The following is a 23,366-nucleotide window of genomic DNA, read 5'->3' as shown; positions in this document are numbered from 1 at the left end:
CGGCGCTGGCCGACTCGGTCGGCCTCGCCCTCCTCGTGGTGCTCGACTCGCTCACCCCGAGCGAGCGGCTGGCGTTCGTGCTGCACGACCTGTTCTGGGTCCCGTTCGCCCGGCGCGCGAGGAACCTCATCCTCTACAGCGCGCCGCCGGGCTCCCCTGACGCCGAGGCCCTGGCGCTTCTGGACGTCCTCGGCCCCGACTACGTCAAGGCGAGCGGCCCTCCCTGACGAACGGCCCGGTGTCAGCGGCTGCACCGCTCAGAAATCCTCCGCCACGTCGTCAGTACTGACAGCCCTCGCCACCCGCGGAAGGATTGACGACCATGACCGACGCCAGACTGCCGGCCGACGACGGGGCCGCGTTCATCGCGGCGGCCCGCTCGGACGACGCGGCAGAGTTCGCCCTCATCACCGAGCCCTACCGGCACGCGCTCCAGGTGCACTGCTACCGGATGCTCGCCAACTACGAGGACGCCCAGGACATGACGCAGGAGACGTTCCTGCGGGCGTGGAACAGGCGGGAGTCGTTCAAGGGTCACGCCGCGCTGCGGACCTGGCTGTACCGGATCGCGACGAACGCCTGCCTGGACTTCCTGGACAAGCGCAACGACCGCATGCCCGTGCCCGCCGAGCTGCCGGGCGCGGGCTCGGAGGTGCACCACCTGCAGCCCTACCCGGACCGGATGCTCCCGGTGGACCCGCAGGAGTCGGTGGTGGCGCGGGAGACGATCGAGCTGGCGTTCATCGTCGCCGTCCAGCACCTGCCGCCGCGGCAGCGAGCGGTGTTCGTGTTGCGCGACGTCCTCGGCTGGCCGGCCTCGAAGGCCGCCGGCGCCCTCGAACTGACCGTCGCGTCGGTGACCAGCGCGCTGCAGCGGGCGCGCGTGACGGTGCGCGAGCAGCTGCCCGGCCGCCGCCTCGACTGGCGGAGCCCGGCCACGCACGAGCTGTCGCAGGACGAGCGCGGCGTGGTGAAGTCGTACATGGACGCCCATGAACGCAACGACCTCGACGGGCTGACGGCCCTGCTCCGCGACGACCTGCGCTTCACGATGCTGCCCGAGCCGGGCACTTCGACCGTCACGGCCAGGGACGCGGTGGACGGCTGGGTCTCCCACGGCCTCTTCCAGCGCGGCTACGACGACTGGCGCTGCATCGCCACGACGGTCAACCTCATGCCCGCCGCCGTGTTGTACCGCCGCACCGCCGACGACCCGCGACACCGTCTGTTCAACATCGCGGTGCTGCACATCGTCGACGGGAGGATCGCCGAGCTCACCGGGTTCGACGCCACCGGCAAACCATGGCTGGGCCTGCCCGCGACGCTGTGACCGGACAGGGCCGGCGCACGGGCCGGCCTCGCCGTCCTCCTCGTCCTCAGCGCGTCGGCCCGTGCTCAGCGCCGCGTCTCGTATCGGGTCAGCAGCACGCCGCCGGGGAACGTCCGCGTCTCGACCAGGTCGAGGTTCACCCAGCTGTCCAGCGCGGTGAAGAACGGCGTGCCACCGCCCACCAGGGCCGGATGGGTGACGATCGCGTACTCGTCGATCAGGCCGGCCCGCATGGCGGCCGCGGCGAGCGTCGCGCCGCCGATGTCCATCGGGCCGCCGTCCTCGGCCTTGAGCCTGGTGATCTCGGTGACGGCGTCGCCGGTGACCAGGCGGGCGTTCCAGTCGACCTTGTCGATCGTCGACGAGAACACCACCTTCGGCATGTCCCGCCACAGGCGCGCGAACGCGATCTGCGCCGGGGTGGCGCCGGGCAGCTGGTCGCCGGTCGGCCAGTGGGAGCTCATCGCCTCCCACAACTTGCGGCCGTACAGCGACAGCTCGCTCGCCCGCATCTGGTCGTACCACCACTGGAACAGCTCGGCGCTCGGCGACGAGTCCGGCCCCTCCCCCGCGCTCCAGCCGATGTCGTCGCCGGGCGCGGCGATGTAGCCGTCCAGGGTCACGTTCATGCCGAAGATCAGTTTCCGCATCCTGCCAGCCTTCCGTGAGTCGGTCTCACGTGTACAGACGGGCGCGGCCCGGAAACCTCATCGGTGCGCGATCCGCTGCGGCTGGTTCCCGGCCGGTGCGGAGTCGAGGTCGGACGCAGGATCAGAGCCGGATGCCCTTGATGATCTTCGTCAGTTCCGGCACGAGAGGCGGGGTCGCCATCACGGTGACGACGACTCCCGGGCGCTCGACCCAGCCCGTGTACACACCGGCCCCCAGCGCGCCGTCACCCTGCTGGCGAAGCACCTGGCGATCGCCGATCTTCGCGGTGGTCGGGTCACCGGAGAACGTCCCGATGTGGAAGGGCGCGTTCTTGAGCTGCGCCAGCGAGGTCGCCTTCGGCCAGCACACCACCCTGACCCACAGCGACCGGTGCCGGCGGCTCATGTCGTCGCGGTCGTCCGACCACTGGTAGCTGTACTCGACCATGCCGTCATGCTTGTTGACGAGCACCTGCCCGTTCGTGAAGCCCTTCGGGATGTGGTTGACGCGGACCCCCTTGATCGCCGCCGCGCCTCTCGCGGGCTTGTCGACCTTGTCGGCCGACGAGCGCCGCACGTCCGCCTTGGAGGGCAGGGGACAACTGGGACGCTCCGCCGCCTGCGCGGGGAAGGCCACGAGAGCTGCGGCAACGGGGAGCACGGCCAGGGCGGCAAGGTTCTGAATCTTGTTCATGTCAGGGTTGGATGCAGCTCGATCGAAAAGGGTTCGGCCCTCTCTTTCCGGTATTTCGGGCGGAACTTCGTCCGTGATGAGTGCATCAAACGAGCGTGTTGATCGAAGGAGACCCTCAGCGGATCGGTGGGTACTGGCTGGCCGGGCGGCTCGGTGCCGGCGGCCAGGGCGTGGTGTACGAGGCCTATGCCGAGGACGGCCGCCGGGTGGCGATCAAGGTGCTGCACGGCGACCAGGTGGCCCAGCTCGGCCGGGAGGCGGCGGCCGCGCAGCGGGTGGCCTCGTTCTGCACCGCGCCGATCATCGAGGCCGGGCTGGAGGGCCCGCGTCCCTACATCGTCAGCGAGTACGTGGAGGGCCCGAGCCTGCGCACGGCGGGCCGGATCTTCGCCGGTGACGACCTGCACCGCCTGGCCACCGCCATCGCGACGGCGCTGACCGCCATCCACGACGCCGGGGTGATCCACCGCGACCTCAAGCCCGACAACGTGCTGCTGGGCCCGGACGGTCCCCGCGTGATCGACTTCGGCATCGCCAGGACCGCCGAGATGTCCCTCACCGCGACCGGCGTGGTGAGCGGCACGCCCACCTACATGGCCCCCGAGGTGTTCATCGGCCAGCGGGCGGACGCCTCGGCGGACGTGTTCGCCTGGGGAGCCGTCATCGTCTTCGCCGCCACCGGCCGTGATCCGTTCCACGCCGAGAGCCTGGGAAGCGTCATGCACCAGGTGTTGTCGGCCACCCCCGACCTGTCCGCCCTGCCCAGGACGCTGCGCCGGCTGGTCTCCTCGGCGCTGTCCAAGGAGCCGGCCCAGCGGCCGACCGCCCGCGAGCTGCTGCTGGCGCTGGTCAGCGGCGACGGCGCCCTCGACACCGCCCGCCTGCTGGCCCAGGGCGGCCACCAGGCCGCCGGGATCGGCGCGCGGGGGCACGATCCCGCGCTCGGCACGCTGGCCGAGCAGGCGTACACGATGCTCGATCCGGCCGAGCGCGAGCTGGTCCCCGAGGTGTTCCTGCGGCTGGTGACGGTGGACGAGGCGGGCGAGTTGTCGGTCCGGCACGCCGAGCTGGCCGAGCTCGTCGAGGGGCGGGCCTCGCGCGAGGTGGCCGCCGTGCGGAGGATCCTCGCCGTGTTCGGCTATCTCCTGGCCAGCCAGGACGGCGGCGTACGGCTGGCCAGACCGGCCCTCCCCCACGCCTGGCCGCGGTACCGCCGGTGGATCGAGTCCAACCTCGACGGCCTGGCCGTCCACCGGCAGATCCTCACCGCGGCGCGGCGCTGGGAGGCGGCGGGACGCCGGGACGGCGACCTGTTCCAGGGCAGCGACCTGGAGAACGCGTTGCATTGGGCGGCCACCGCCCGCCGCGACATCACCCTGTCGCCCGCCGAACGCGACTTCCTGGCCGCGGCGGCCGCCCTGGCCGGGCAGCGGGCCAGGCGGGCCCGGCTGACCTCGCTGAGCCTGGGCGGGCTGCTGGTGATCGCGCTGGTCGCCGGCGGGCTGGCCGTGCAGCAGAGCGCGGTGGCCGACGACCGGGCCGAGCAGATCGCCGGGCAGCTGACCCGATCGGAGGCGGCCAGGCTGGCGGCGGCGGCGACCACGGCCCGCCGCAACGACCCGCACCAGGCGATGCTGGCGAGCCTGGCGGCCTGGCGGCTGGACCACACGCCGGCCACCAGAGCGGCCCTGGTGGCCTCGCTCGGGCGACGCGAGACGGCGATGTTCGGCGACCCGTCCACCGCCGGCGACACGGTACGGACGCTCGGCGCCGACGGCCGCACGCTGGTCAGCGCCGACTCCACGACGACGCGCGCGTGGGACGTGCGCAACGGCCGGCTCCTGCGGACGCTCCCCACCCGCCCGGCCGAGCCGCTGGACAGCGTGACGCTGAGCCCGTCGGGCAAGGTGCTGGTGACCGTGACGGCCACGCGCGCCACCGCGGTCGACTTCGTCAGCGGCAGGCCGATCAGCGACCACGCCTTCCCCGCCGCCAAGGACTTCACGAGCGAGTGGGTCGACGTGGTGTTCGAGCGGGACGACTCCGTCCTGCTCGAGGAGGCTGACCGGCGTACCCGCTGGGACCTGCGAACCGGCGCCGCCAAGGCGCTCGGGCCCGCCCCCGCGGGCACGTTCAGCCGGGACGGGGTCTGGCGCGCCGCACGGCGCGGTCGCCTGCTGGAGCTGACCGACCTGAGGACCGGGGCGAAGGACTTCATCGGCGACAAGGACGGCGCCGGCACCCAGGGCACCTGGAACGGCGGCGCGGCCGTGTTCGGCCCTGGCCTCATCGCGACGGTGGGACCGCGCTCCATCCAGTTCTGGCGCAGGTCGGACACGCAGCTGCTCACCTCGGTCCAGGTGAGTGCGGATGAGGACGCGGTGCAGGGAGCCTTCGACGGGAGCACGTTCCGCTACCTGCTGGGCGACCAGGTCTTCTCGGTGAACGTGGCGGACCTGGCTCTCGAGGACGACGATCACATCGTGACGACGGCGGCGCTGAGCGGCGACGGGCATCTCGTGGTCCGCGACGGCGCGTTGTCCGCCGTCGGCGGGCGGAAGATCGGCGCGTTGCCGGAGGCGGAGAACGCGGTGTTCAGCCCGGACTCCCGTTTCGTCGCCACGTACGGGCCCGGGGTGCGGATCGTGGACACCGCCTCGGCCGCCGTCCAGGGGACGATTCGCACGTCCGCCGCGCAGGTGGCCTTCTCGCCCGACGGCGGCAGGCTGGCCGTGGTCACCGAGCAGGGCGGGGTCGAGCTGTGGGACCGGCGGACCAGGCGGCGGGTGTGGTCGGCCAGGGCGGGCGCGGCGAAGTACGCGGCCTTCTCCTCCGACGGGCGGACGCTGGTGGTGGCGGGCGACCGCGTGCACCTGCTGGAGACGGCCGGCGGCAAGGCCCTGGGGCCGGCGTTCGGCGGCGGCGGCAGGAACGCCGAGGGGGTACGCGCGTATTTCACCCGCTCCGGCAAGGCCGTCGTGGTGCTCGACGCGCGGCAACGGATGACGGTCTGGGACGTGGCCACGCGCCGCAGGCTCGCCACCGTGCGCGGGTTCGGCGAACCCGCCGCCTACTCGCCGCGCGAGGACCTGCTCGCCACCCTCCAGGTGGGCGGCAGGGTGCGGCTGGTCGACGTGATGTCGGGCACGGACCTCGGCACGCTGCTCGACCAGGGCGGCGGTCAGGACCCGGAGATCGGGCAGCCGCTCGACGTGGCGTTCACGGCCGACGGGTCGGCCGTGCTGACCGTGGACGGCAACGGCCTCGTCAGGCGGTACGCCGCGGGCGGGGAGGCGATGGCGGCGGCGGTGTGCGCGAAGGCGGGCGGGCTGAGCGCGGCCCAGTGGCGGGTGATCGTGCCCACGCTGCCGTACAGAAAGGCGTGTCCCTAGCCGGCGACCGCGGCCGAGCCCGTGCCGCACAGCGATCAGGAGCAGGCGCGGCCGGCGTGGGCGGGCCTGGCCGCGCTTCTTCGCAGACCCGCACGTGCTTGTATTTTCCTGCGGCGAAAGGGGAAGTTCGCCCTACCTGAATGGGGGAACCCCGGTTCCGAGGTGGGTCGTTGATCGTCACGACTGCGATATACCGACATATTCAGAAAGTGGGCCCTTTGTCGCCGACCGTCTTACGCCTCGCCTGCATCTCCCTGGCGGCACTCCTCCTCGCCGCGGGATGCTCGGCCTCACCCCCCGCCCCCGAGCAGGCCGTCCAGCCCCCGCAGGCGTGGAGCGGCGACCCCTCGGCAGACAGCACGGACGACGTGGAAGAAGCGGAAGAGGACCGCGTCGAGGTCTGCGTCAGGAAGGCCACCTCGATCAGGGTCGACTACCAGCTCTGCGACGACAAGGAGAAGGGCTACGCCCGCCGCCTCCTGCCCGCCACCGCGAGGATCCCCGCCATCGGGAGGAAGGTCGGCAAGGGAACGACCGGCGAGTACGACGGCCTGACGTACCGAGCCCCCAAGAAGGGCGGCAAGGGCGTGACGAACATGATCCTGGACAGGGACGACCGCATCGAGATCTGCGTCCGCAAGGAGACCCGGGTCCGCGCCGCCGACAAGCACTGCGAGAACGACAGATCCGGTTACGGCTGGTACTACCTCCCGCTCTCCCGCCGGATCCCCGCGGTCGGCAGGAAGGCCGCGAAAGGCTCCTACTTCTCGAACGAGTACTCCGAGTCGTTCAAGGCGCGCCCGAGCGGCGGCAAGGGCAGCAAGGCGATGGTCGTCGAGGAAGAGCCCCCGGCCGTCACCGATGACGCCGGCACCCGTACGCGCACCTACAGCGGAACCTGCTCGATGACGATCGGCGGCTCCTGCGCGAACGACGACGGCGGCTCGACGCCGTCGTGGACCGGCCGCTGCACCACCTGCACCAGGAGGTCCACGGGCCGCCGCCGCTAGAGCCCGCTCCGAAGTGCTGCTCGTTCCATAGACCGATTACCGGTATATATTGATCACATGAGATCGATGCAGGAGCCGACCTTCCTGATCCTGACCGCGCTGGCCGCCGGTCCACAACACGGATACGGCGTCATCACCGACGTGGAGCGCATCTCCGACGGCCAGGTTCGCCTGCGCGCCGGCACCCTGTACGCGGCCTTCGACCGGCTCCAGGAAGAGGGCCTGATCGCCGAGGACCGGGAAGAGATCGTCGACGGCCGGGTGCGCCGCTACTACCGGCTGACCGGCGACGGCGCCGCGAGGCTGGCGGCGGAGGCCGAGCGCATGCGCCGGCACGCCAAGGCGGCCACCGTACGCCTGCGCGCGATCGGCTCGGGAGGGACGGCATGAGCCCGCTCGAATCCCGCTACCGCCGTCTCCTGGCCACCTACCCGCGCGATCACCGGGCGCGGCACGAGGAAGAGATGATCGGCGTGCTCCTGGCCGGTGCGCGGCCGGGCCAGACCCGTCCTCATCTGGCCGACGCGGCGGACTTATTGTGGGGCGCGCTGCGCGTCCACGGGCGGCGTGCCTTCGGCCCGGTGTCCACGCCGGCGTGGCGCGCCGGGCTGGCGCTCGCCGTGGCGCTGTGGCCGTTCCTGATGCTCACAGGTGCGCTGGCGACAGCGGTGCTCCAGGGCGCCGAAGCGGTGGCGAACGTGGGGGCCGCCGCTGTGGAGCGGCCTGCCTGGATGCTGTACCTGGCCGAGCCGATCGTCGTCGCGGCCCTTCCGGCGCTGGCCGTGCTGCTCGCCCGGCGATGGATCGCCGTGGCCGCGCTGGTCGCGCTCATGCTGGATCTGGCCGACGACCCAGGCGTGCTGGATGTGGACACGCTGCTGTTCCCCAACCACGGCCTGGTCCTGCTGGCCCGGCTCGCGACCGTCGTCATCGCCTTCGCGCCCGTGGCGTACCGCGCGATCGCGGTCGTTCCCCGGCGCGCGTTCCTGCTGTGGGGGCCGCTCGCCGTGGCCGGGCTGACCGCCAGCAAGGCCATCGTGCGCTGGGTGGACGTGATCGCCCACCAGGACGTCGTGAGCTGGAAACCCGTGCCCTGGCTCGTCGTGGTCGGGCTGGCCGCCGGATACGCGTGCCGGTCGGCCGTGGGGCGGCGGGCGGCGCTGTTGCTGTTCGTGCCCGCGGCGGCCCTCGGCGACCTCGGCGACCTGCCGTCGGTGCCGGCCGTCACGGCCCTTGCCCAACTCGGATGCGCGGCCCTGGCCTTCACCGCCGCGGCCGCCTTGACCCGGCGGCGGCGGCACCTGAGACGAGCCCCGGCTTCTTGAGGCGCAGGCTCCGGGAGCACATCGGGCTCGCCGGCCGGGGTACCGGCCTGTCGCAGGAGGGCGGGCGGCCAGTCGGCGGAGAAGCGGGCTCGTTCCTCAGCAGGAGGCAGGCCACGTGAGGGTTGCTCATAGTTGACGGCATGACCCGAAGATCCTTACGGCGGCCCCTGCCCCGCGCCCTCACCGCGGGGGCCCTGGCCATGGCCCTGGTCGCGAGCTCCGGCTTCACTCCCGCGAGCGCCGCCCCCATCACCGACGTCCCGCTGCTCGACGACTACGACGCCGAATCGCTGGCGAACCTCCCCGCCGTCGGCGGCCTGGAGTATCTGGCTCAGCGGTACGCGCCGACCGACACCTGCCCGCCGGTGGGCGGCGGGCCGGGCGGGCCGCCGTTCTGGGGGGACGACAAGCCCGTCCAGTTCCGCCAGGGCGTCCCCCGGCCGGGGCAGCGGGTCGTCAAGATCGTCATCAATGGCGACTCGTACATGTCGGGAGAGGGGGCGGGAAACTACTACAACAAGCGCGGCTTCCTGCCCGAACCCATGCGCTTCCTTCCCGGGCCCAACGGCGGCCGCATCCCGGCGGAGGGCCACACCGAGGCCGACTACGCCGAGGACTTCCGTCACCGCTCGGCCAACGCCGCGGTCCTGCAGGCCATCGACCTGCTGCGGCGCGCCAACCCCGAGGTCTTCTTCGACGTGCGTTTCAACGCCTCCTCCGGCGCGGCCACCGAGCACTTCTTCGTGGGCCAGAACGACCACGGCCGCGTCAACCCGCCGCAGAACGAAGGGCTGGACGCCGCCACCGACCTGGTGATCTCCGGCTTCGGCGGCAACGACGCCCGCTTCGGGCCCATGCTGAAGGCCCTGCTCCAGAAGAACATCGGCTCCCGGGACAGCATCGTGGCGGAGGTCGCGCCGCTGCTCGACGTCACCCGCACCTCCGCGCAGGAATGGGCGGACTCGGAGCCGCCGCGTCCGCCGTTCGTCCGCCCGCTGACACAGCCGACGACCCTCTCGGCGCGTCTGGTGCAGCTGGTGCGGGCGATGAACGTCGCCACCAGCGGCAAGGCGAGGATCATGATGGTCAACTATCCCCAGCCCCTGGCGCAGGGTCTCACACCGGGAGGCCTGATGCGATGGCTGGTGACCTCGGCGGACCTGGAGCCGCTCCGCGCTCTCGGACCTCGGCTGACCGCCTCCATCAAGAAGGCGCAGCAGGTCCTGGCCGACCACGGGATCGCCGCCGACGTGCTGGACCTCGCGAACGCCTTCGCCGGCCACGAGCTGGGGAGCAGGGCCCCTTACGTTCGCAGCATCAGCTGGACCCCCGCCGAGGGAGGCGACGAATTCAACATGGCGCAGCAGTCGGGGCATCCCAACCAGGAGGGGCAGAAGGCGCTGGCGGGTCACTACGCCCTGATGATCGCCGGTGAGCTCGGGCTGCGCCTCAAGGCGGCCGACGGGGCGCCCCCACCGGCCAGGGCGGCGCAGCCGTGCGACGGCGGCCCCAGCGACCGTCACTATCTGCCCGCCAAGGCCACCCAGAGCGGCGGGTCGACCGGCGGCACCGGCGGCGGAGGGGGAGGCGGCGGCGGCATCATCCCCAACGTGGGCCCGCGTTCGACCATGACCTACGTCAACATCGACCCGCCGCCCTTCCATCCGGTACCCCAGCCCAGCTCCCAGCCCAGCTCCCAGCCCAGCCCGGGAACGGGCACGCCGGACCAGACGCCGCGGTGGACCATCTATCCGGTCGACACCGTCCAGCCGACCAACCCGACCATCTCCTTCGACCTGACCCAGCCGCTGCCCTATCTGTGGCCTGTGGGGGGTGGGTCGAGCCCGTACCGCGACGTCTACGAGGTGAGGGTCAACGCCGCTCTGCTCTTGCAGTGAGGATCGCCGGGGACGACGGGCTTCCCGAGGGTTCCGTTCGGCAGCGACTCTAGGTAGTGCCTCGTTGCTCGGGACCTGCCGCCGTCCGGGGAGTCAGTCGCCTACCTGGCCGGTCGGCTCGGGGCCGCCGAACCCGGCCAGGAGTTCGCGCAGGAGGTCGGCGAGCTGCTCGCGGCGCTGGAGCGGCAGGTGGCCGAGGAGGCGGTCCTCTGCGGTGAGCAGACCGGCCACGACGCGGTCGAGCAGGGCGTGGCCGGCCTCGGTGAGGGTGACCGCGCGGGTGTGGTAACCCGTTCCGGCGGTGGTCCGTTCGACCAGTCCCGCCGCGACGGCCCGCTCCACGCGCTGGGTGATCGCGCCGCGCGTCACCATGCACGCCTCGGCCAGCGCGCCGGGGCTCATCCGGTACGGCGGCCCGGAACGGCGCAGGGTGGACAGCAGGTCCAGCGTGGCGACGTCCACGCCGAGGCGGGCGAGCAGGCGGCGGCGCTCGTCGCCGAAGACCTTGGCGGCCCACCAGATCCGGGTGATGACCCCGATCGACTCCACCGGGACGCCCGGCAGCTCACGCCGCCAGGCGTCCTGGATCGCGTCGGCTCCGTCGCGGGGCAGGTCAGCGGCCACGTTCGGCGCCGCCGTTGACCTGGACGACCTGGGCGGTGACATGACCGCCGCCGGGCGAGGCGAGCCAGTGGACGGTCTCGGCGACGTCTCCCGGCGTCCCGGCGCGGCCGGTGCAGGTCTGGGCGACGAGGGTGGCGCGGCGGTCGTCGTCAAGAGCGCCGCCGAAGAACTCGGTGTCCTCGATGAACCCCGGCGCGACCACGTTCACCGTGACGCCGCGCGGCCCGAGAGCGGCGGCGAGATCGTAGGCGTACGGGTGCAGCGCTGCCTTCATCGGCCCGTACGACGTGCCGCCCGAGCCCCGCAGGGCCGCGATCGAGCTGAGGAACACCACCCGCCCGGCCGGATTGAGCAGGTCGCGCAGCGCCTCGGTGGGCAGCACCGAGGTCAGCACGTTGGCCCGGAAGTTGGCCGTCCACCGCTCGGCGAGGTCGCCGACGCCGCCGCGCCCCTCGACGTTGCCGCCGGCGTTGTTGACCAGGACGTCGATCCCGCCGAACCGTTCGGCCAGGTCGCCGCGCACCCGTTCGACGTCGGCCGGCTCGCTGAGGTCGGCGGGCAGGGCGAGGGCGCCGATCTCGGCGGCCGTCTTCTCCAGCACGTCGGCGCGACGGCCGATGATCACCACCTGGTCCCCGTCGGCCGCGAAGCGGGCCGCCACCGCTCTGCCGATGCCGGTGCCGCCGCCGCTGACCACGATCGTGCGCGTCATGCTCATTCCTCCTTCGAGTTTAGCCCTAAAGTCAGGCTACACCCGTCGGGCCTGCCCGCCCTCGCGTCCGATCCGTACAAGACCGATGCCGATCTTCCTGAATAGCGTCATGGCTGTGCGCCACGGGGGCGCATGAGGACGGCCGGAAACGGACTGTCCGCATCGTTGTGCCGGAGTGAGATCTTGAGACGGAGTGCTCGTGAATATTGGAATCGGTCTGCCGAACGCCGTTCCCGGACGTCCTGCGCGGGAGGTCAAGCAGTGGGCGGAGGACAGCGAGCGCCTCGGCTTCCACTCCCTGGGATCCATCGACCGCCTGGTCTACGACATCCTTGACCCGCTGGTCTCCCTCGGCGTCGCCGCGGCGGTGACCGAGCGCGTCCAGCTGTTCACCAGCGTGCTGAACGTCGGATGGCGGGGCAACCCGATCCTGTTCGCCAAGCAGCTCGCCACCGTCGACCTGATCTCGCAGGGCCGGCTCACGGCGGGCCTGGGCATCGGGGGCTGGCCGGACGACTTCACCCTCAGCGGCGCTCCCGACAAGGGCCACGGCAGGATCTTCGACGAGACCCTGACCGAGCTGCGCCGCGTCTGGGACGGGGAGGTCACCAGCATCTCCGGCCCCACCCCGCTGCCCGGCAAGGGCCGTCCCAAGCTGCTCATCGGTGGCCTGATCCCGGCGGGCTACGCCCGCGCCGCCCGTTTCGGCGACGGCTGGGTGGCGCCGACGCTGAGCCTGGACCTGCTGGTGAAGGGCGTGCAGGGCGTCACGGAGGCCTGGGCCACGGCCGGGCGGCCCGGCAAGCCGCACATCCTCACCGGCCGCTACTTCTGCTGCGGTCCCGAGGCCGTCCAGCTCACCGACGAGTACGTGGCCCACTACTACGGCTCCAAGGAGTCGCCGTACTACGAGGCGGTCCGCGCCGACTCGCTCGACTCCGACGAGCGCCTGCTCAAGGAGCTGATCGCCTTGTCGGACGCGGGCGTCGACGACCTGGTGCTCTACCCGGCCGGCAGTTCCCTGGACCAGGTGCACCTGCTGGCCGAGGCGCTGGAGCGGGTGGGGGCCCGGCGCAACCCGACGTTCGAGTTCACCACGGGCTGACCTGGACCGGCCGACACGCCACCCGACCGACGACACGTAAGGACATGCAGTGATCGAGCAGATCCGGCCGACGGCCGGCCCCACGCTGACCGCCGGGGCCGTGACGGGACTCGCCGGCAGCGTCAAGGGCCCGGTCTTCCTCCCCGGCGACCCGGGGTACGCCGAGGAGGCGGAGGGCTTCGACCGCTCCGTCGTCCACCACCCGGCCGTCATCGTCGGCGCGGCGGGCGCCGACGACGTGGTGACCGCGGTGCGCTTCGCCCGCGACCACGGCCTGGGCGTCGCCGTACAGGCCACCGGCCACGGCGTGGGGCTGCCCGCCGACGGGGCCGTGCTCATCTCCACGCGGCGCATGGACGGCCACCGGGTCGACCCCGGGCGCCGCACCGCGTGGCTGGAGGCGGGCGTGCTGTGGCGGGAGGTCATCGGGTCCGCCGCCCGGCACGGCCTGGCCCCGCTGAACGGCTCGGCGCCGTTCGTCGGCGCCGTCTCCTACACGCTGGGCGGCGGCATCGGCGTCCTGTCCCGCCGCCACGGTTACGCCGCCGACCACGTCCGCTCCATCGAGGTCGTCACCGCCGACGGTGAGCTGCGCACCGCCTCGGAGGAGGAGAACACCGACCTGTTCTGGGCGTTGCGCGGCGGCAAGGGCAACTTCGGCGTGGTCACCGCACTTGAGGTGGATCTGGTGGAGGTGTCGCGGATCTACGGCGGCGGCCTGTACTTCCCGGCCGAGTCGATCCGTGACGTGCTGCACTTCTACCGCACGTGGGTCACCGAGGTGCCCGACGAGCTCAGCTCCTCCTTCCTCATGATGCCCTGGCCCGATGTGCCCCAGGTCCCCGAGGAGTTGCGCGGGCGTTTCGCCATGCACCTGCGTCTGAGCTACCTCGGCTCGCCGCGGGACGGCGCCCGGCTGGTCAAGCCGCTGCGCGAGATCGCCACGCCGCTGCTCGACACGGTCGCCGACATCCCGTACACCGAGGTCGGCACCATCCACAACGATCCGCCGACGCCCGGCTCGTACCACATCGACAACTTCCGGCTCACCCACCTCGACCACGACGCCGTCGAGGCGATCCTGGCGCTGGTGGGCCCCGGGTCGGACAGCGCGGTCGGCATCGAGATCCGTCATCTCGGCGGCGCCCTCGCCCGGCCGCCGCGCCTGCCGAACGCGGTCGCGCACACCCCCGACCAGTTCCAGGTGTACTCCGCCGGTGTCCTCGGCATCGGCGCGGACGAGGCCGTACACGCCGGGCAGGACCGGGTCGTCCGGACGCTCGCCCCGTGGAACAGCGGGACGCGCACGCTCAACTTCATGGCGGGCGTCGCCCACACCGACCCGGAGGACGTGCGCCAGGCGTTCACCCCGGAGGCCTACGAGCGGCTGGTCGCCGTCAAGACGGCCCACGACCCCGGCAACATGTTCCGCTTCAACCACAACATCCCGCCGGCTCGCCGCTGAGTCGCTCACCGTGCCGTCGTCGGCTCGGGTGCGTTGTGGGCGCGACGGTAGGCCAGCGGTGACAGGCCCAGGTACGTGTGGAAGTGCTTGCGCAGGGCGACGGGGTCGCCGAAGCCGCAGGCGGCGGCGATCCGGGCGACGCTCAGGTCGGTGGACTCCAGCAGCAGCCGCGCGTGCGCCAGCCGCCGCTGAGCCAGCCACTGCCGGGACCGCCGTCCTGGCGGACAGGAAGTGGAGAAGAACATGAGCGAGCACGTCATGCGGGCTGTCACCGTCAGGGAGTTCGGCGGGCCGGAGGTGCTGACCGTCGAGGAGGTCGCGCGCCCCGAGCCGTTGCCGACCGAGGTGCTGGTGCGGGTGCACGCCGCCGGCGTCAACCCGGTGGACTGGAAGACCCGCGAGGGTCAGGGGATGGCGGGGCTGCAGACGCTCCCGCTGATCCTGGGCTGGGACGTCTCCGGTGTCGTCGAGGAGGTCGGCTTCGGCGTCACCACGCTGGCGCCCGGCGACGAGGTGTACGCCATGCCGTGGTTCCCGCGCGCCGCCGGCGGCTACGCCGAGTACGTCGACTACACCGCCACCCGCTTCGAGGACGCCGCCGCCGACGTCGACGTCGTCATCGACCTGGTGGGCGACGCCCATGACCGGACCAGCACCCGATCGCTCAAGGTGCTGCGTCCCGGTGGGCTGCTGGTCACCCTCACGGCCGGGGTGTCCCCGGAACTGGCCCAGGCCGCCGAGGCGGCCGGCGTGCGCGTCACTCCGTACCTGGTCGAGCCGGACGGCGCGGCGCTGGCCACGATCGCCGGCCTGATCGACGCCGGCGAGGTCGCCGTAGAAGTGGCGGAGACCTTCCCACTGGAGCAGGCCGGCACGGCCCACGCCCGCCTCCGGACCGGCCGCACCCGGGGCAAGCTCGTCCTCACCGTGACCGGCTGAGACCGCCCGGGGGCGCGCCGCGGCGGCACGTCCCCGGGCGAGGCCCGGGCCGCGGGACGTCGCCCGTCCCGCGGCCCGGGCCCGGTCAGCCGACCGCGTAGGCGCGGGTCACCGTCTGGGTGACGCCGTCACCGGCGGCGTCCTTGACCGTCGCGCGCAGGGAGACGAACCCCGGCGAGCCCGGGTTGGGGATGGTCGCCGTCCAGCCGGAGGCGGCCGCCCGGGTGCTGACGGGCTGCCACGTCGCACCGTCGTCGGTGGAGAACTCCAGCTTGACCGTGCGCACCGCGGCGCCGCGGGCGCCGGGGTTGCGTTCGGTCCAGATCGACAGCGGAGTTCGTGACCCCGGTCTGGCCCGGTTCGCGGTGTCGAGTCCCCTGGGCGCGTACCTGACCGCCGTCAGCGGCAGGGGCGTGGCCTGCGCCGTACGGGCCGAGCGGAACGTCCAGACGGCGTCGACCCCTGTGGACAGGGCGTTCACGGACGTGTCCCTGCGCGAGGACGCGGCGAGGGTGTAGGTGCCGGCGTCCTGCGGCAGCGTCGCGGACAGCGCGCACCGGTCGCTGTCGCCCGGCGCGCACCCGGCGATGTCGCTGGTGGCGAGCTGCCTGCCGTCGCGGGAGAGGGTCAGGGTGCCGGTGGCGGTGTCGTCCATGCCGGTCAGCCCCGCGACGCCGTCGGTGTAGAGCCGGCCCGCGAGGAACCGCAGCGTGTCCCCGGTACGGCTGCCGCCGGGCGTGGCGAACGACGGGCCGGCGACCGCCGCGTTCCAGACCTCGGAGAAGGCGCGCTCGCGCACCGGGCTGGTGCCGATCTGCCGGGAACCGCCCGTCTGGAACTCCGAGGACCAGGCGAGCCCGGGGCTGCGGTAGTGCGTCATGGCGGAGGGCAGCGGGAAGTCCCTGGTGGGCAGGGTGAGCGCCCCGAGGCCGGCCGGGTCCAGCGGTCCCGTCCACATGGTGCCCGTGCCGGCCGCGCCCGTGGAGCGGAACGTCTCGGACGCCTTGACCAGGTCCCTGGCCCGGGCGGAATAGGTGGGGTCGTCCGGGATGCCGCCGGTGCGGCGGTCGACGAGGTCGTAGCGGTACGGGCTGGGCGCGGTGTCCTTCTTGTGCCAGACGGTCCAGGACTCGTAGGTGAGCCCGGGTTGCCGGACCGGAATGACGTAGTTGCCCTCGTTGGGGTCCTGGCCGGAGGCGTACCAGCCGTACTGCCATGGACCGTTGGCCAGGTAGAGGCCGAACACCTGGTCGGCCGCGGCGGTGGGGTCGTCCACGGCGAACCGGATCCGCTTGCCCTCGCGCGCGTCGACCGTGACGCTCAGGTCGCCGTCGCCGACCGTGAGCGGCCGGTGTCCGGTCGTCAGGACGACGGGGTCGAAGTCGTAGATCTCGGTGTAGAGGTTCCAGGCGCCCTTCGGGAGCCGTGCCTTCGCCATCCCGCCGCGGAAGTTGAGGATCCGCTGGGCGCCGCTCGCCTGGTCGTAGACCATTCCGAACACCACGCCGGGCGCGGCGCCCGACCTGGCGACCGTGCTGACGGTGACGTCGTGGGACTCCGGTTCCACGTACGCGCCCGCCGGCGTACGGAGGATCGTGTCGCCGGAGGCGGCGGTGAGCACGCCCGGGTAGTCGCCGGCGGGCTTGCCGGTGACGTCGACGGTGAGGGTGAGGGACGCCTGCCCGCCGGCCGGGACCTCCAGCTTGTCCTGCGGCAGCTTCAGCACGTCGGTGTCGGTCGTGAGGTTCAGGGTGACGGGGGCGTCCCCGTCGTTGGTGTAGGTGATCGTCCGGGTCGCCCGGTCGCCACCGGTGTGCTGCCACGGGAAGGCGGCCCAGACGGTGGCGGGTGAGGCGACCACCGGCTGCGCCAGGGCGCGGGGCACGTCCACCCGCCCGGCGCCCTGCTCGTAGAGGCCGGTGCCGCTGGTGGGCCTGGCGCTGTCGACCAGCGCGGCCTTGAGCTGCTGCCCGGTCCAGCCGGGGTGTCGCTGGGCGAGGATCGCCGCCGCGCCGCTCACGTGCGGCGCGGCCATGGACGTCCCGCTGTGCGCCACATGGGGCCCGTCGGCGGTGCCCTCGGCCGCGGCGGCGACGATGTCCACGCCCGGGGCGGTGATCTCGGGCTTGATCGCGTGGTCGCCCGTTCTGGGGCCCCTGTCGGAGAACGCGGCCACCCGGTCCGACCGGTCGACGGCGCCCACGGAGAGCGCGGCGTCCGCGGTGGACGGGCTGGTCACGGACCCTTCGCCGCCGCCGTTGCCGGCCGCCACCACGAAGAGCGTGCCCGTCCGTTCCGACAGGGTGTTGATCGCCTGCTCGACGGGGTCGTCGCCGGGTTCGTCCACCGTGCCGAGGCTCATGTTGACGACCTTGGCGCGGACCTCGGTGGCGGCCCACTCCATGCCGGCCAGCAACGCCGAGTCGGTGATGCCGTCCACGCCGCCCACCTTCCCCATGGCGATGCGGGCCCCCGGCGCGACGCCTCGGTACTTCTCCCCGGCCCCGGCGACGATCGAGGAGACGTGCGTGCCGTGGCCGACGCGGTCGGTCATGTCCGGCTCGTCGGAGAAGTTGCGCTCCTGGGTGACGACGCCCTTGAGATCGGGATGACCGGCGTCGTAGCCGCTGTCGAGCACGGCCACCGTGACGCCCTGGCCGGTGAACCCCTGCTTCCACGCCTCGGTCGCGCCGATCTGCGCGGTGCTGCGGTCCAGCGAGAAGGAGCGGCGCCCGTCGAGCCAGATCCTGCCCTTGCCCGCGGCCGGCGTACGGCTCCCGCTCACCAGGTTCCGCCACGTCCGCGCGGCGGTGCTCTTCGGCACCCGCACGGCCGCCGCGCCGAGGTCGTCGAGCTTGCGGGTCAGGCGGGTCCCGGTCAGCGTCGGGGCCGGCTGCTGCCCCGGGGTCTGACTGATCAGGGGGATCTCGTCCGTGTCGGCGTCGCCGTACCTCCATGCGAGAAGCTGGGTGACGTCGAAGAGCCGCTCGTCGAGCAGTCCCTCGCTGAGGAGCGGGAGCGCGTCCGAGGGGATCACGTGGAGGTGTCCGTCGCGGAACTGCGTCGAGTAGCGGACCTGCCGTCCGGGGGCGCTCTCCACCCGGTGGCCCCGGCCGCTGACCGTCACCTTGTCCCCGGTCAGGAGCGTCACGCTGCCCGACACGACCGGCCCGGACCCTGTCGGGGCCGCGGCGAGTGAGGGTTCCTGAGCCGTGACGGCCCCCAGGGAACCGGCCAGTACGGCGGTCACCAATCCTGTTCGCAAAGTTCTGAATGCCACACCCCTACTTGGACGAACCGGCGTGAACCGTTATGAGCCACGTCGCCAACCGGCCGGCATTGAGAGATCGATCCACCTGTGCGACATTTGCGGCAGGCTCTCAGTGAGCAGCGCAGGGAAGGGGGCCGACTGTGCGGAAGCAGCCAGGTTGCGGCGCGCCGCCGCGCTCGTCCTGCGACCGCCCGGCCGGGGCCCGGCGGCCGGCGCTCCGCGAGACGCTGTCTCTGCTGGCGGGCGGGTTCAGCGTGCGCGTGCGGGCCGCCCGGGCGGGCGGGGTGCCGGGGTGGGCCGACGGCCTGCACCTCGGCGCGCTGGCCGTGGCGGTCGTCACCGTCGCGCAGCTGCCCGTCCTGCCCTACCTCACGTACAAGGTGTGGACCGTGCTCGGGGTCGTCCTGACGGTGGCGCTCGTGCGGGGATGGACGCGGGTCGCGGCTCCTCTCGCGGCGATCGCCGCGCTGCTGACGAGCTGGCCCATCGTCCTGGGGTGGCTCCACGGCCCGGTGGTCGACGTAGGCCCGCTGTACGGCGACCTCGCGCCGGTCGCGCCCTACTGGGTGGTCGCGGCCGCGACGGCGGTGCTCGCCGTCCGGCGGGCCGGGGTGGGCCGCGCGCCGGGGAAGGGCCGACGGTGGGGCGCGACGATGCCGGCCCGGTCGCCGTGGTGGCTGGTCGTCCCGCCGGTCTGCTGGGCCTTGCAGCTCGCGCGGGTGCCGGCGTACGAGCCGGTCTGGGTCGTCGCGCGGGCCGGCGTCGAGGTGGTGGTCCTGCTGCTGGTGCTGGCCGCCACGCTGGTCGCCCGGGACGGCCGCTGGGCGCTGGCCGCCGCCGTCTTCCTGGTTCCCGGCCTGGTGTATCTGGCCGAGAATCTGCTGGTGACCGGTGTGGGCGGTTTCCTGTACTGGAGCGTGCTCACCGTTCTCGTGGCGGCCTCCTTGGCGGCGGCCCGGCGGGTGCGCGTCCAGGCGTGACCGCCGCCTGACGCCCGCACGGCGCCCTGCGGGCGTCTGGAGGTCAGGAGGTGGTGACGAGGAAGCGGTGGAGGCCGCGGCCCACCCAGCGGTCGCGGTGGTCCGGCGGCTCGGCCGCGGACAGCGCCGGGAAACGCCGCAGGAGCAGCGGCAGCGCGATGCGGGCCTCCATGCGCGACAGCGGCGCCCCCAGGCAGAAGTGCGGCCCGGCGCCGAAGCTGAGCGGCTGGACGTCCGGACGGTCCGGGTCGAAGCGGTCCGGGTCGGGGAAGCGGCGCGGATCCCGGTTGCCGGCGGCGAGCATGAGGACGACCTTCGTCCCGCCCGGCACCACGACGCCCGAGACGTCGGTCGCCGTCTCGGCCCACCGGCTGGTCGCCTGGACGGGCGCCTCGAACCGCAGGACCTCCTCCACGTACGCGGTGGCGAACCCCGGCTCCGCGCGCAGCCGCGCGGCCTGGCCCGGATGCTCGAACGCCAGCCGCAGCCCGTGCCCGAGCAGGAAGCTCGTCGTCTCGAACCCGGCGGTCAGCAGCAGCATGAGGTTGCCCACGAGCTCGTCGTGGCTGAGCCGGGTGCCGTCGTCGTGGGCGCGGACGAGCGCGGTCAGCATGTCGTCGGCGGGGTGGCGGCGGCGGTCGTCGATCAGCTCGCCGAAGTAGCCGGCCAGCTCGTCCATGGCCTTGTCGGCGATGGACAGCCTGGAGACGTTGGTGATGCCCTCCAGGGCGATCGTCAGGTCCGAGGCGACCTGACGGAACCACTTCTGGTCGTCCTCGGGCACGCCGATGAGCGCGCTGATGACGGCGATCGGCAGCCGGGAGGCGAACTCGGCGATGTAGTCGACGGGGGTGCCGCCGGCGCCGAGGTCGGCCAGCCGGTCCAGCAGCCGGTGGACCATCCGCTCGACCGACTCCTGCATGCCGGCCACCCGGGCGGGCGTGAAGCCGCTGCTGACCAGGCGCCGGGTCTGGGTATGGCCGGGCGGGTTGCGGTACAGCATGGAGTCGGTGTAGCCGCGCAGCGAGGAGTGCGAGCGCCAGGCGGGATAGATGTGGTCGTACCCGGCGGCGTCCTGGACGCGGAGGCGGTTGTCGCGCAGCGCGCGGTTGATCTCGGCGTACCCGACGGCGACCGTGAGACCGGGACGTACCGGGACGACCGGGCCGTGGGCGCGCAGCAGCTCGTACAGCGGGTAGGGGTCGCGGCGGCCCTCGGGGGCGACCAGGGCGGCGACGATCTCGGCGGGGTTCACGGGCGTGCCACCAGCCGGACGATCCGCAGCGCGCCCGCCGGATGCACGGAGGCGACCTCCAGGCCGCACCGCGCGGCCAGGGCCCGCAGGTCGGCGACGGCGCGCTCGCGGCCGCCGTAGTAGACGAGCATGCGCAGGTCCATCCCGGTACGCGGAGACTCGCCGTCGGGGCCGAAGTCCTCCACCACGAAGACCGAGCCGCCCGGCCCGGCCGCCTCGGCGCAGCGGCCCAGGATGACGGCGGCGTCGTCGTCGCTCCAGTCGTGCAGGATCCACGACAGCAGGTAGCCGTCGGCGCCCGGCGGCAGCGGGTCGAAGAAGCTGCCCGCCACGGCCTCGCCGCGGCCGGACAGGCCGGCGGCCGCCAGCGCCGCGGCGGCGGCCCGCGCGGTGGCGGGCTGGTCGACGACCGTGCCGCGCAGCCCGGGGTGGGCGGTGAGCAGCGCGATGAGCAGGGATCCGTCGCCGCCGCCGACGTCGACGATCCGGCCGAGGCTCCCCCAGTCGTAGCCGGCCACGATGGCGGGGGCCCGGCCGGGGACCTCGGCGGCCATGCGCGCGTCGAACGCGGCGGCGCGGGCCGGGTCGGCGGCCAGGTCTTCCCAGAACGAGCGGCCGAACTGGCGGGGGAAGGCGGCCTCGCCGGTGCGCACGCTGTGCAGCAGGTGGGCGAAGGCCAGCTCGGCCCGGCCCTCCCAGCTCTCGATGTCCAGCATGGCGCGCATCCCGGCCGGGTGGTCGTCGCGCAGCTCCTCGCCGAGCGCGGTCAGCGTGTACCTGCCGTCGTCGTCCCGGCCGAGCACTCCCCTGGCGGCCAGGTAGCGCATGAGGCGCTCCAGCACGCCGGGGTCGGCGCCCACGGCGGGGGCGAGTTCGGCGCCGGTGGCCGGCGCCTTGGCGAGCCGGTCGGCGATCCTCAGCGTCGCGGCCACCCGGATCGCCATCGGGGTTCCCAGGTGGGCCAGCGCCCACAGGCGATGCTCCGTCACGCGGTCATCGTCACACCGGGGCGCGGGCACGGGCACCTTCCAGAATGCCGCCCGCGCCCGCGCCGGCGGAACAGCGCACATCGCGAGATGGCCGCCGCGGGCGCGGGTGCCACGCTGAGGATGCACCGTGCTGCCTGCCCAGGGAGATGTCCGATGCCCGATGCCGCGCCGAAGACCCGCCCGCTCACGGGCAGCGAGTACGTCGAGAGCCTGCGTGACGATCGTGAGATCTACCTCTACGGTGACCGTGTCAAGGACGTCACCGAGCACCCGGCGTTCCACAACCCGGTGCGGATGACCGCCAGGCTCTACGACGCCCTCCACGCCGACGGCACCCGTGAGCTGCTGACCTGCCCCACCGACAGCGGCGGCGAGGGCTACACGCACCGCTTCTTCACCACCCCGCGCACGGTCGAGGACCTGGTCGCCGACCAGCGGGCCATCGCGACGTGGGCCAGGATGAGCTACGGCTGGATGGGCCGCAGCCCCGACTACAAGGCCTCCTTCCTCGGCACGCTCGGCGCCAACGCCGGCTTCTACGCGCCCTTCGACGGCAACGCCCGCCGCTGGTACCGCGAGTCGCAGGAGAAGGTGCTGTTCTGGAACCACGCGATCGTGCACCCGCCGGTCGACCGCAACCGGCCGCCGGACGAGGTCAACGACGTCTACGTGCACGTCGAGCGGGAGACCGACGCGGGGCTCGTGGTGAGCGGCGCGAAGGTGGTGGCGACCGGCTCGGCGCTGACGCACTACAACTTCATCGCCCACTACGGCCTGCCGGTCAAGAAGCGCGAGTTCGCGCTGGTGGCCACCGTGCCGATGGACGCGCAGGGCCTGAAGCTGATCTGCCGCCCGTCCTACGGCATGAACGCGGCGCTGACCGGCGGCCCGTTCGACTACCCGCTCTCCTCCCGGCTGGACGAGAACGACAGCATCCTCGTCCTGGACAAGGTGCTCATCCCCTGGGAGAACGTGTTCATCTACGGCGACCTCGGCAAGGCGCAGCTGTTCACCGGCCAGTCGGGCTTCACCGAGCGGTTCACCTTCCACGGCTGCACCCGGCTGGCGGTCAAGCTGGAGTTCATCGCCGGGCTGCTGGTCAGGGCGCTGGAGATCACCGGCACCAAGGACTTCCGCGGCGTGCAGACCCGGATCGGCGAGGTGCTGGCCTGGCGCAACCTGTTCTGGGCACTGTCGGACGCCGCCGCCCGCAACCCGGTGGAGTGGCGCAACGGCGCGCTGCTGCCCAACCCGCAGTACGGCCTGGCCTACCGCTGGTTCATGCAGATCGGCTACCCGCGGATCAAGGAGATCGTCCTTCAGGACGTGGCCAGCGGGCTCATCTACGTCAACTCCGGCGCGGCCGACTTCAAGAACCCCGACATCCGCCCGTACCTGGACAAATACCTGCGCGGCTCGGACGGCACCGACGCCGAGGGCCGCGTCAAGGTGATGAAGCTGCTGTGGGACGCGATCGGCTCGGAGTTCGGCGGCCGCCACGAGCTCTACGAGCGCAACTACGGCGGCAACCACGAGAACACCCGGGTCGAGCTGCTGTTCTCGCAGATGAACGGCGGCCAGCTCGACGAGTACGCGGCCTTCGTCGACCGCTGCCTCGGCGAGTACGACCTGGACGGCTGGACGGTGCCCGACCTGTCCTCCTTCGAGGAGCTGCGGCGCACCGGCACCGGCTGACCTGCCCGACCCACCCCTGACACGAGAAGGGC

The 23,366-nt window shown here is 72.8% G+C and carries 19 protein-coding genes and 1 pseudogene; 12 read left to right on the top strand and 8 right to left on the bottom strand.

Annotated features, from left to right (window positions below):
- Together AB0J71_RS46680 and AB0J71_RS46675 are read left to right on the top strand one after the other, a co-directional pair.
- A pseudogene (locus tag AB0J71_RS46680) lies at window positions 1-107 on the top strand (RNA polymerase subunit sigma-70); the annotation flags it as partial.
- A 215-nt stretch (window positions 108-322) separates the two neighbouring features.
- Window positions 323-1,330 carry an RNA polymerase subunit sigma-70 gene (locus tag AB0J71_RS46675; protein WP_352328711.1) on the top strand — a complete coding sequence of 336 codons (1,008 nt, stop codon included), beginning with the start codon at window positions 323-325 and terminating at the stop codon, window positions 1,328-1,330.
- A 65-nt stretch (window positions 1,331-1,395) separates the two neighbouring features.
- Here the strand turns inward: AB0J71_RS46675 and AB0J71_RS46670 are convergent, their stop codons facing one another.
- Window positions 1,396-1,980, bottom strand: a complete 585-nt coding sequence (locus AB0J71_RS46670) for a dihydrofolate reductase family protein (protein WP_352328713.1) — start codon at window positions 1,978-1,980, stop codon at window positions 1,396-1,398.
- 121 nt (window positions 1,981-2,101) lie between these two features.
- On the bottom strand, window positions 2,102-2,674 hold the full coding sequence (locus AB0J71_RS46665) for a hypothetical protein (protein ID WP_364420697.1): 573 nt from the start codon (window positions 2,672-2,674) through the stop codon (window positions 2,102-2,104).
- 95 nt (window positions 2,675-2,769) lie between these two features.
- Between AB0J71_RS46665 and AB0J71_RS46660 the strand changes: the two genes are divergently transcribed.
- From AB0J71_RS46660 to AB0J71_RS46640, 5 genes are all read left to right on the top strand, one after another.
- Window positions 2,770-6,066, top strand: coding sequence for a serine/threonine-protein kinase (locus AB0J71_RS46660; protein WP_364420695.1), 3,297 nt, complete (start codon window positions 2,770-2,772; stop codon window positions 6,064-6,066).
- 218 nt (window positions 6,067-6,284) lie between these two features.
- Window positions 6,285-7,076 carry a hypothetical protein gene (locus AB0J71_RS46655; RefSeq protein ID WP_364420693.1) on the top strand — a complete coding sequence of 264 codons (792 nt, stop codon included), beginning with the start codon at window positions 6,285-6,287 and terminating at the stop codon, window positions 7,074-7,076.
- 57 nt (window positions 7,077-7,133) lie between these two features.
- Entirely contained in the window at window positions 7,134-7,466 is a 333-nt protein-coding gene (locus AB0J71_RS46650) for a helix-turn-helix transcriptional regulator (RefSeq protein WP_352327610.1), read from the top strand.
- Window positions 7,463-8,401: a hypothetical protein gene (locus tag AB0J71_RS46645; RefSeq protein WP_364420691.1), complete on the top strand. Its 939-nt coding sequence runs from the start codon at window positions 7,463-7,465 to the stop codon at window positions 8,399-8,401. Before AB0J71_RS46650 ends, AB0J71_RS46645 begins: the two co-directional genes overlap by 4 nt.
- Before the next feature lie 140 nt (window positions 8,402-8,541).
- Window positions 8,542-10,299, top strand: a complete 1,758-nt coding sequence (locus tag AB0J71_RS46640; RefSeq protein WP_352327612.1) for a hypothetical protein — start codon at window positions 8,542-8,544, stop codon at window positions 10,297-10,299.
- Window positions 10,300-10,392: 93 nt separating this feature from the next.
- On the opposite strand, the gene AB0J71_RS46635 is transcribed toward AB0J71_RS46640, so the two are convergent.
- Entirely contained in the window at window positions 10,393-10,923 is a 531-nt protein-coding gene (locus AB0J71_RS46635) for a MarR family winged helix-turn-helix transcriptional regulator (protein WP_352327613.1), read from the bottom strand.
- Window positions 10,913-11,635 carry an SDR family oxidoreductase gene (locus AB0J71_RS46630; protein ID WP_364420689.1) on the bottom strand — a complete coding sequence of 241 codons (723 nt, stop codon included), beginning with the start codon at window positions 11,633-11,635 and terminating at the stop codon, window positions 10,913-10,915. Before AB0J71_RS46630 ends, AB0J71_RS46635 begins: the two co-directional genes overlap by 11 nt.
- Window positions 11,636-11,834: 199 nt before the next feature.
- Between AB0J71_RS46630 and AB0J71_RS46625 the strand changes: the two genes are divergently transcribed.
- Window positions 11,835-12,740: an LLM class flavin-dependent oxidoreductase gene (locus tag AB0J71_RS46625; RefSeq protein WP_364420687.1), complete on the top strand. Its 906-nt coding sequence runs from the start codon at window positions 11,835-11,837 to the stop codon at window positions 12,738-12,740.
- A gap of 49 nt (window positions 12,741-12,789) precedes the next feature.
- Complete coding sequence (locus AB0J71_RS46620) at window positions 12,790-14,205, top strand: FAD-binding oxidoreductase (RefSeq protein WP_364420685.1); 1,416 nt, start codon at window positions 12,790-12,792, stop codon at window positions 14,203-14,205.
- Between the two features lie 5 nt (window positions 14,206-14,210).
- On the opposite strand, the gene AB0J71_RS46615 is transcribed toward AB0J71_RS46620, so the two are convergent.
- Entirely contained in the window at window positions 14,211-14,450 is a 240-nt protein-coding gene (locus AB0J71_RS46615) for a helix-turn-helix domain-containing protein (protein WP_352327616.1), read from the bottom strand.
- Between AB0J71_RS46615 and AB0J71_RS46610 the strand changes: the two genes are divergently transcribed.
- Window positions 14,449-15,144: an NADP-dependent oxidoreductase gene (locus tag AB0J71_RS46610; RefSeq protein WP_364420680.1), complete on the top strand. Its 696-nt coding sequence runs from the start codon at window positions 14,449-14,451 to the stop codon at window positions 15,142-15,144. The two genes, AB0J71_RS46615 and AB0J71_RS46610, sit on opposite strands and share 2 nt — an antisense overlap.
- Window positions 15,145-15,229: 85 nt before the next feature.
- Here the strand turns inward: AB0J71_RS46610 and AB0J71_RS46605 are convergent, their stop codons facing one another.
- Window positions 15,230-18,295, bottom strand: a complete 3,066-nt coding sequence (locus tag AB0J71_RS46605; RefSeq protein ID WP_364420677.1) for a S8 family serine peptidase — start codon at window positions 18,293-18,295, stop codon at window positions 15,230-15,232.
- 260 nt (window positions 18,296-18,555) lie between these two features.
- Here AB0J71_RS46605 and AB0J71_RS46600 point away from each other — a divergent pair, with 260 nt between their 5' ends.
- The gene (locus AB0J71_RS46600) at window positions 18,556-19,395 is read left to right on the top strand and encodes a hypothetical protein (RefSeq protein ID WP_364420675.1); all 840 of its coding nucleotides are present in this window, start codon (window positions 18,556-18,558) and stop codon (window positions 19,393-19,395) included.
- Window positions 19,396-19,438: 43 nt separating this feature from the next.
- Here AB0J71_RS46600 and AB0J71_RS46595 read toward each other — a convergent pair whose 3' ends face one another.
- Together AB0J71_RS46595 and AB0J71_RS46590 are read right to left on the bottom strand one after the other, a co-directional pair.
- Window positions 19,439-20,650: a cytochrome P450 gene (locus AB0J71_RS46595; RefSeq protein WP_352330584.1), complete on the bottom strand. Its 1,212-nt coding sequence runs from the start codon at window positions 20,648-20,650 to the stop codon at window positions 19,439-19,441.
- Window positions 20,647-21,639: a methyltransferase gene (locus tag AB0J71_RS46590; protein ID WP_364420673.1), complete on the bottom strand. Its 993-nt coding sequence runs from the start codon at window positions 21,637-21,639 to the stop codon at window positions 20,647-20,649. Before AB0J71_RS46590 ends, AB0J71_RS46595 begins: the two co-directional genes overlap by 4 nt.
- A gap of 153 nt (window positions 21,640-21,792) precedes the next feature.
- Here AB0J71_RS46590 and AB0J71_RS46585 point away from each other — a divergent pair, with 153 nt between their 5' ends.
- Window positions 21,793-23,334: a 4-hydroxyphenylacetate 3-hydroxylase N-terminal domain-containing protein gene (locus AB0J71_RS46585; protein WP_352330770.1), complete on the top strand. Its 1,542-nt coding sequence runs from the start codon at window positions 21,793-21,795 to the stop codon at window positions 23,332-23,334.
- Window positions 23,335-23,366: the final 32 nt, after the last annotated feature.

This window comes from Nonomuraea sp. NPDC049637 (genome assembly GCF_040675235.1).
In the GTDB taxonomy this organism is placed as follows: Bacteria; Actinomycetota; Actinomycetes; order Streptosporangiales; family Streptosporangiaceae; genus Nonomuraea.
Note: the sequence above shows the minus strand (reverse complement) of the source record. Positions and strands in the feature narration are given on the sequence as shown.

Coding starts and splice junctions, on each gene's coding strand:
- AB0J71_RS46670 (WP_352328713.1), bottom strand. CDS start 1,980: ATGCGGAAACTGATCTTCGGCATGAACGTGACCCTGGACGGCTACATC.
- AB0J71_RS46630 (WP_364420689.1), bottom strand. CDS start 11,635: ATGACGCGCACGATCGTGGTCAGCGGCGGCGGCACCGGCATCGGCAGA.
- AB0J71_RS46675 (WP_352328711.1), top strand. CDS start 323: ATGACCGACGCCAGACTGCCGGCCGACGACGGGGCCGCGTTCATCGCG.
- AB0J71_RS46645 (WP_364420691.1), top strand. CDS start 7,463: ATGAGCCCGCTCGAATCCCGCTACCGCCGTCTCCTGGCCACCTACCCG.
- AB0J71_RS46640 (WP_352327612.1), top strand. CDS start 8,542: ATGACCCGAAGATCCTTACGGCGGCCCCTGCCCCGCGCCCTCACCGCG.
- AB0J71_RS46615 (WP_352327616.1), bottom strand. CDS start 14,450: ATGTTCTTCTCCACTTCCTGTCCGCCAGGACGGCGGTCCCGGCAGTGG.
- AB0J71_RS46585 (WP_352330770.1), top strand. CDS start 21,793: ATGCCCGATGCCGCGCCGAAGACCCGCCCGCTCACGGGCAGCGAGTAC.
- AB0J71_RS46650 (WP_352327610.1), top strand. CDS start 7,134: ATGAGATCGATGCAGGAGCCGACCTTCCTGATCCTGACCGCGCTGGCC.
- AB0J71_RS46665 (WP_364420697.1), bottom strand. CDS start 2,674: ATGAACAAGATTCAGAACCTTGCCGCCCTGGCCGTGCTCCCCGTTGCC.
- AB0J71_RS46610 (WP_364420680.1), top strand. CDS start 14,449: ATGAGCGAGCACGTCATGCGGGCTGTCACCGTCAGGGAGTTCGGCGGG.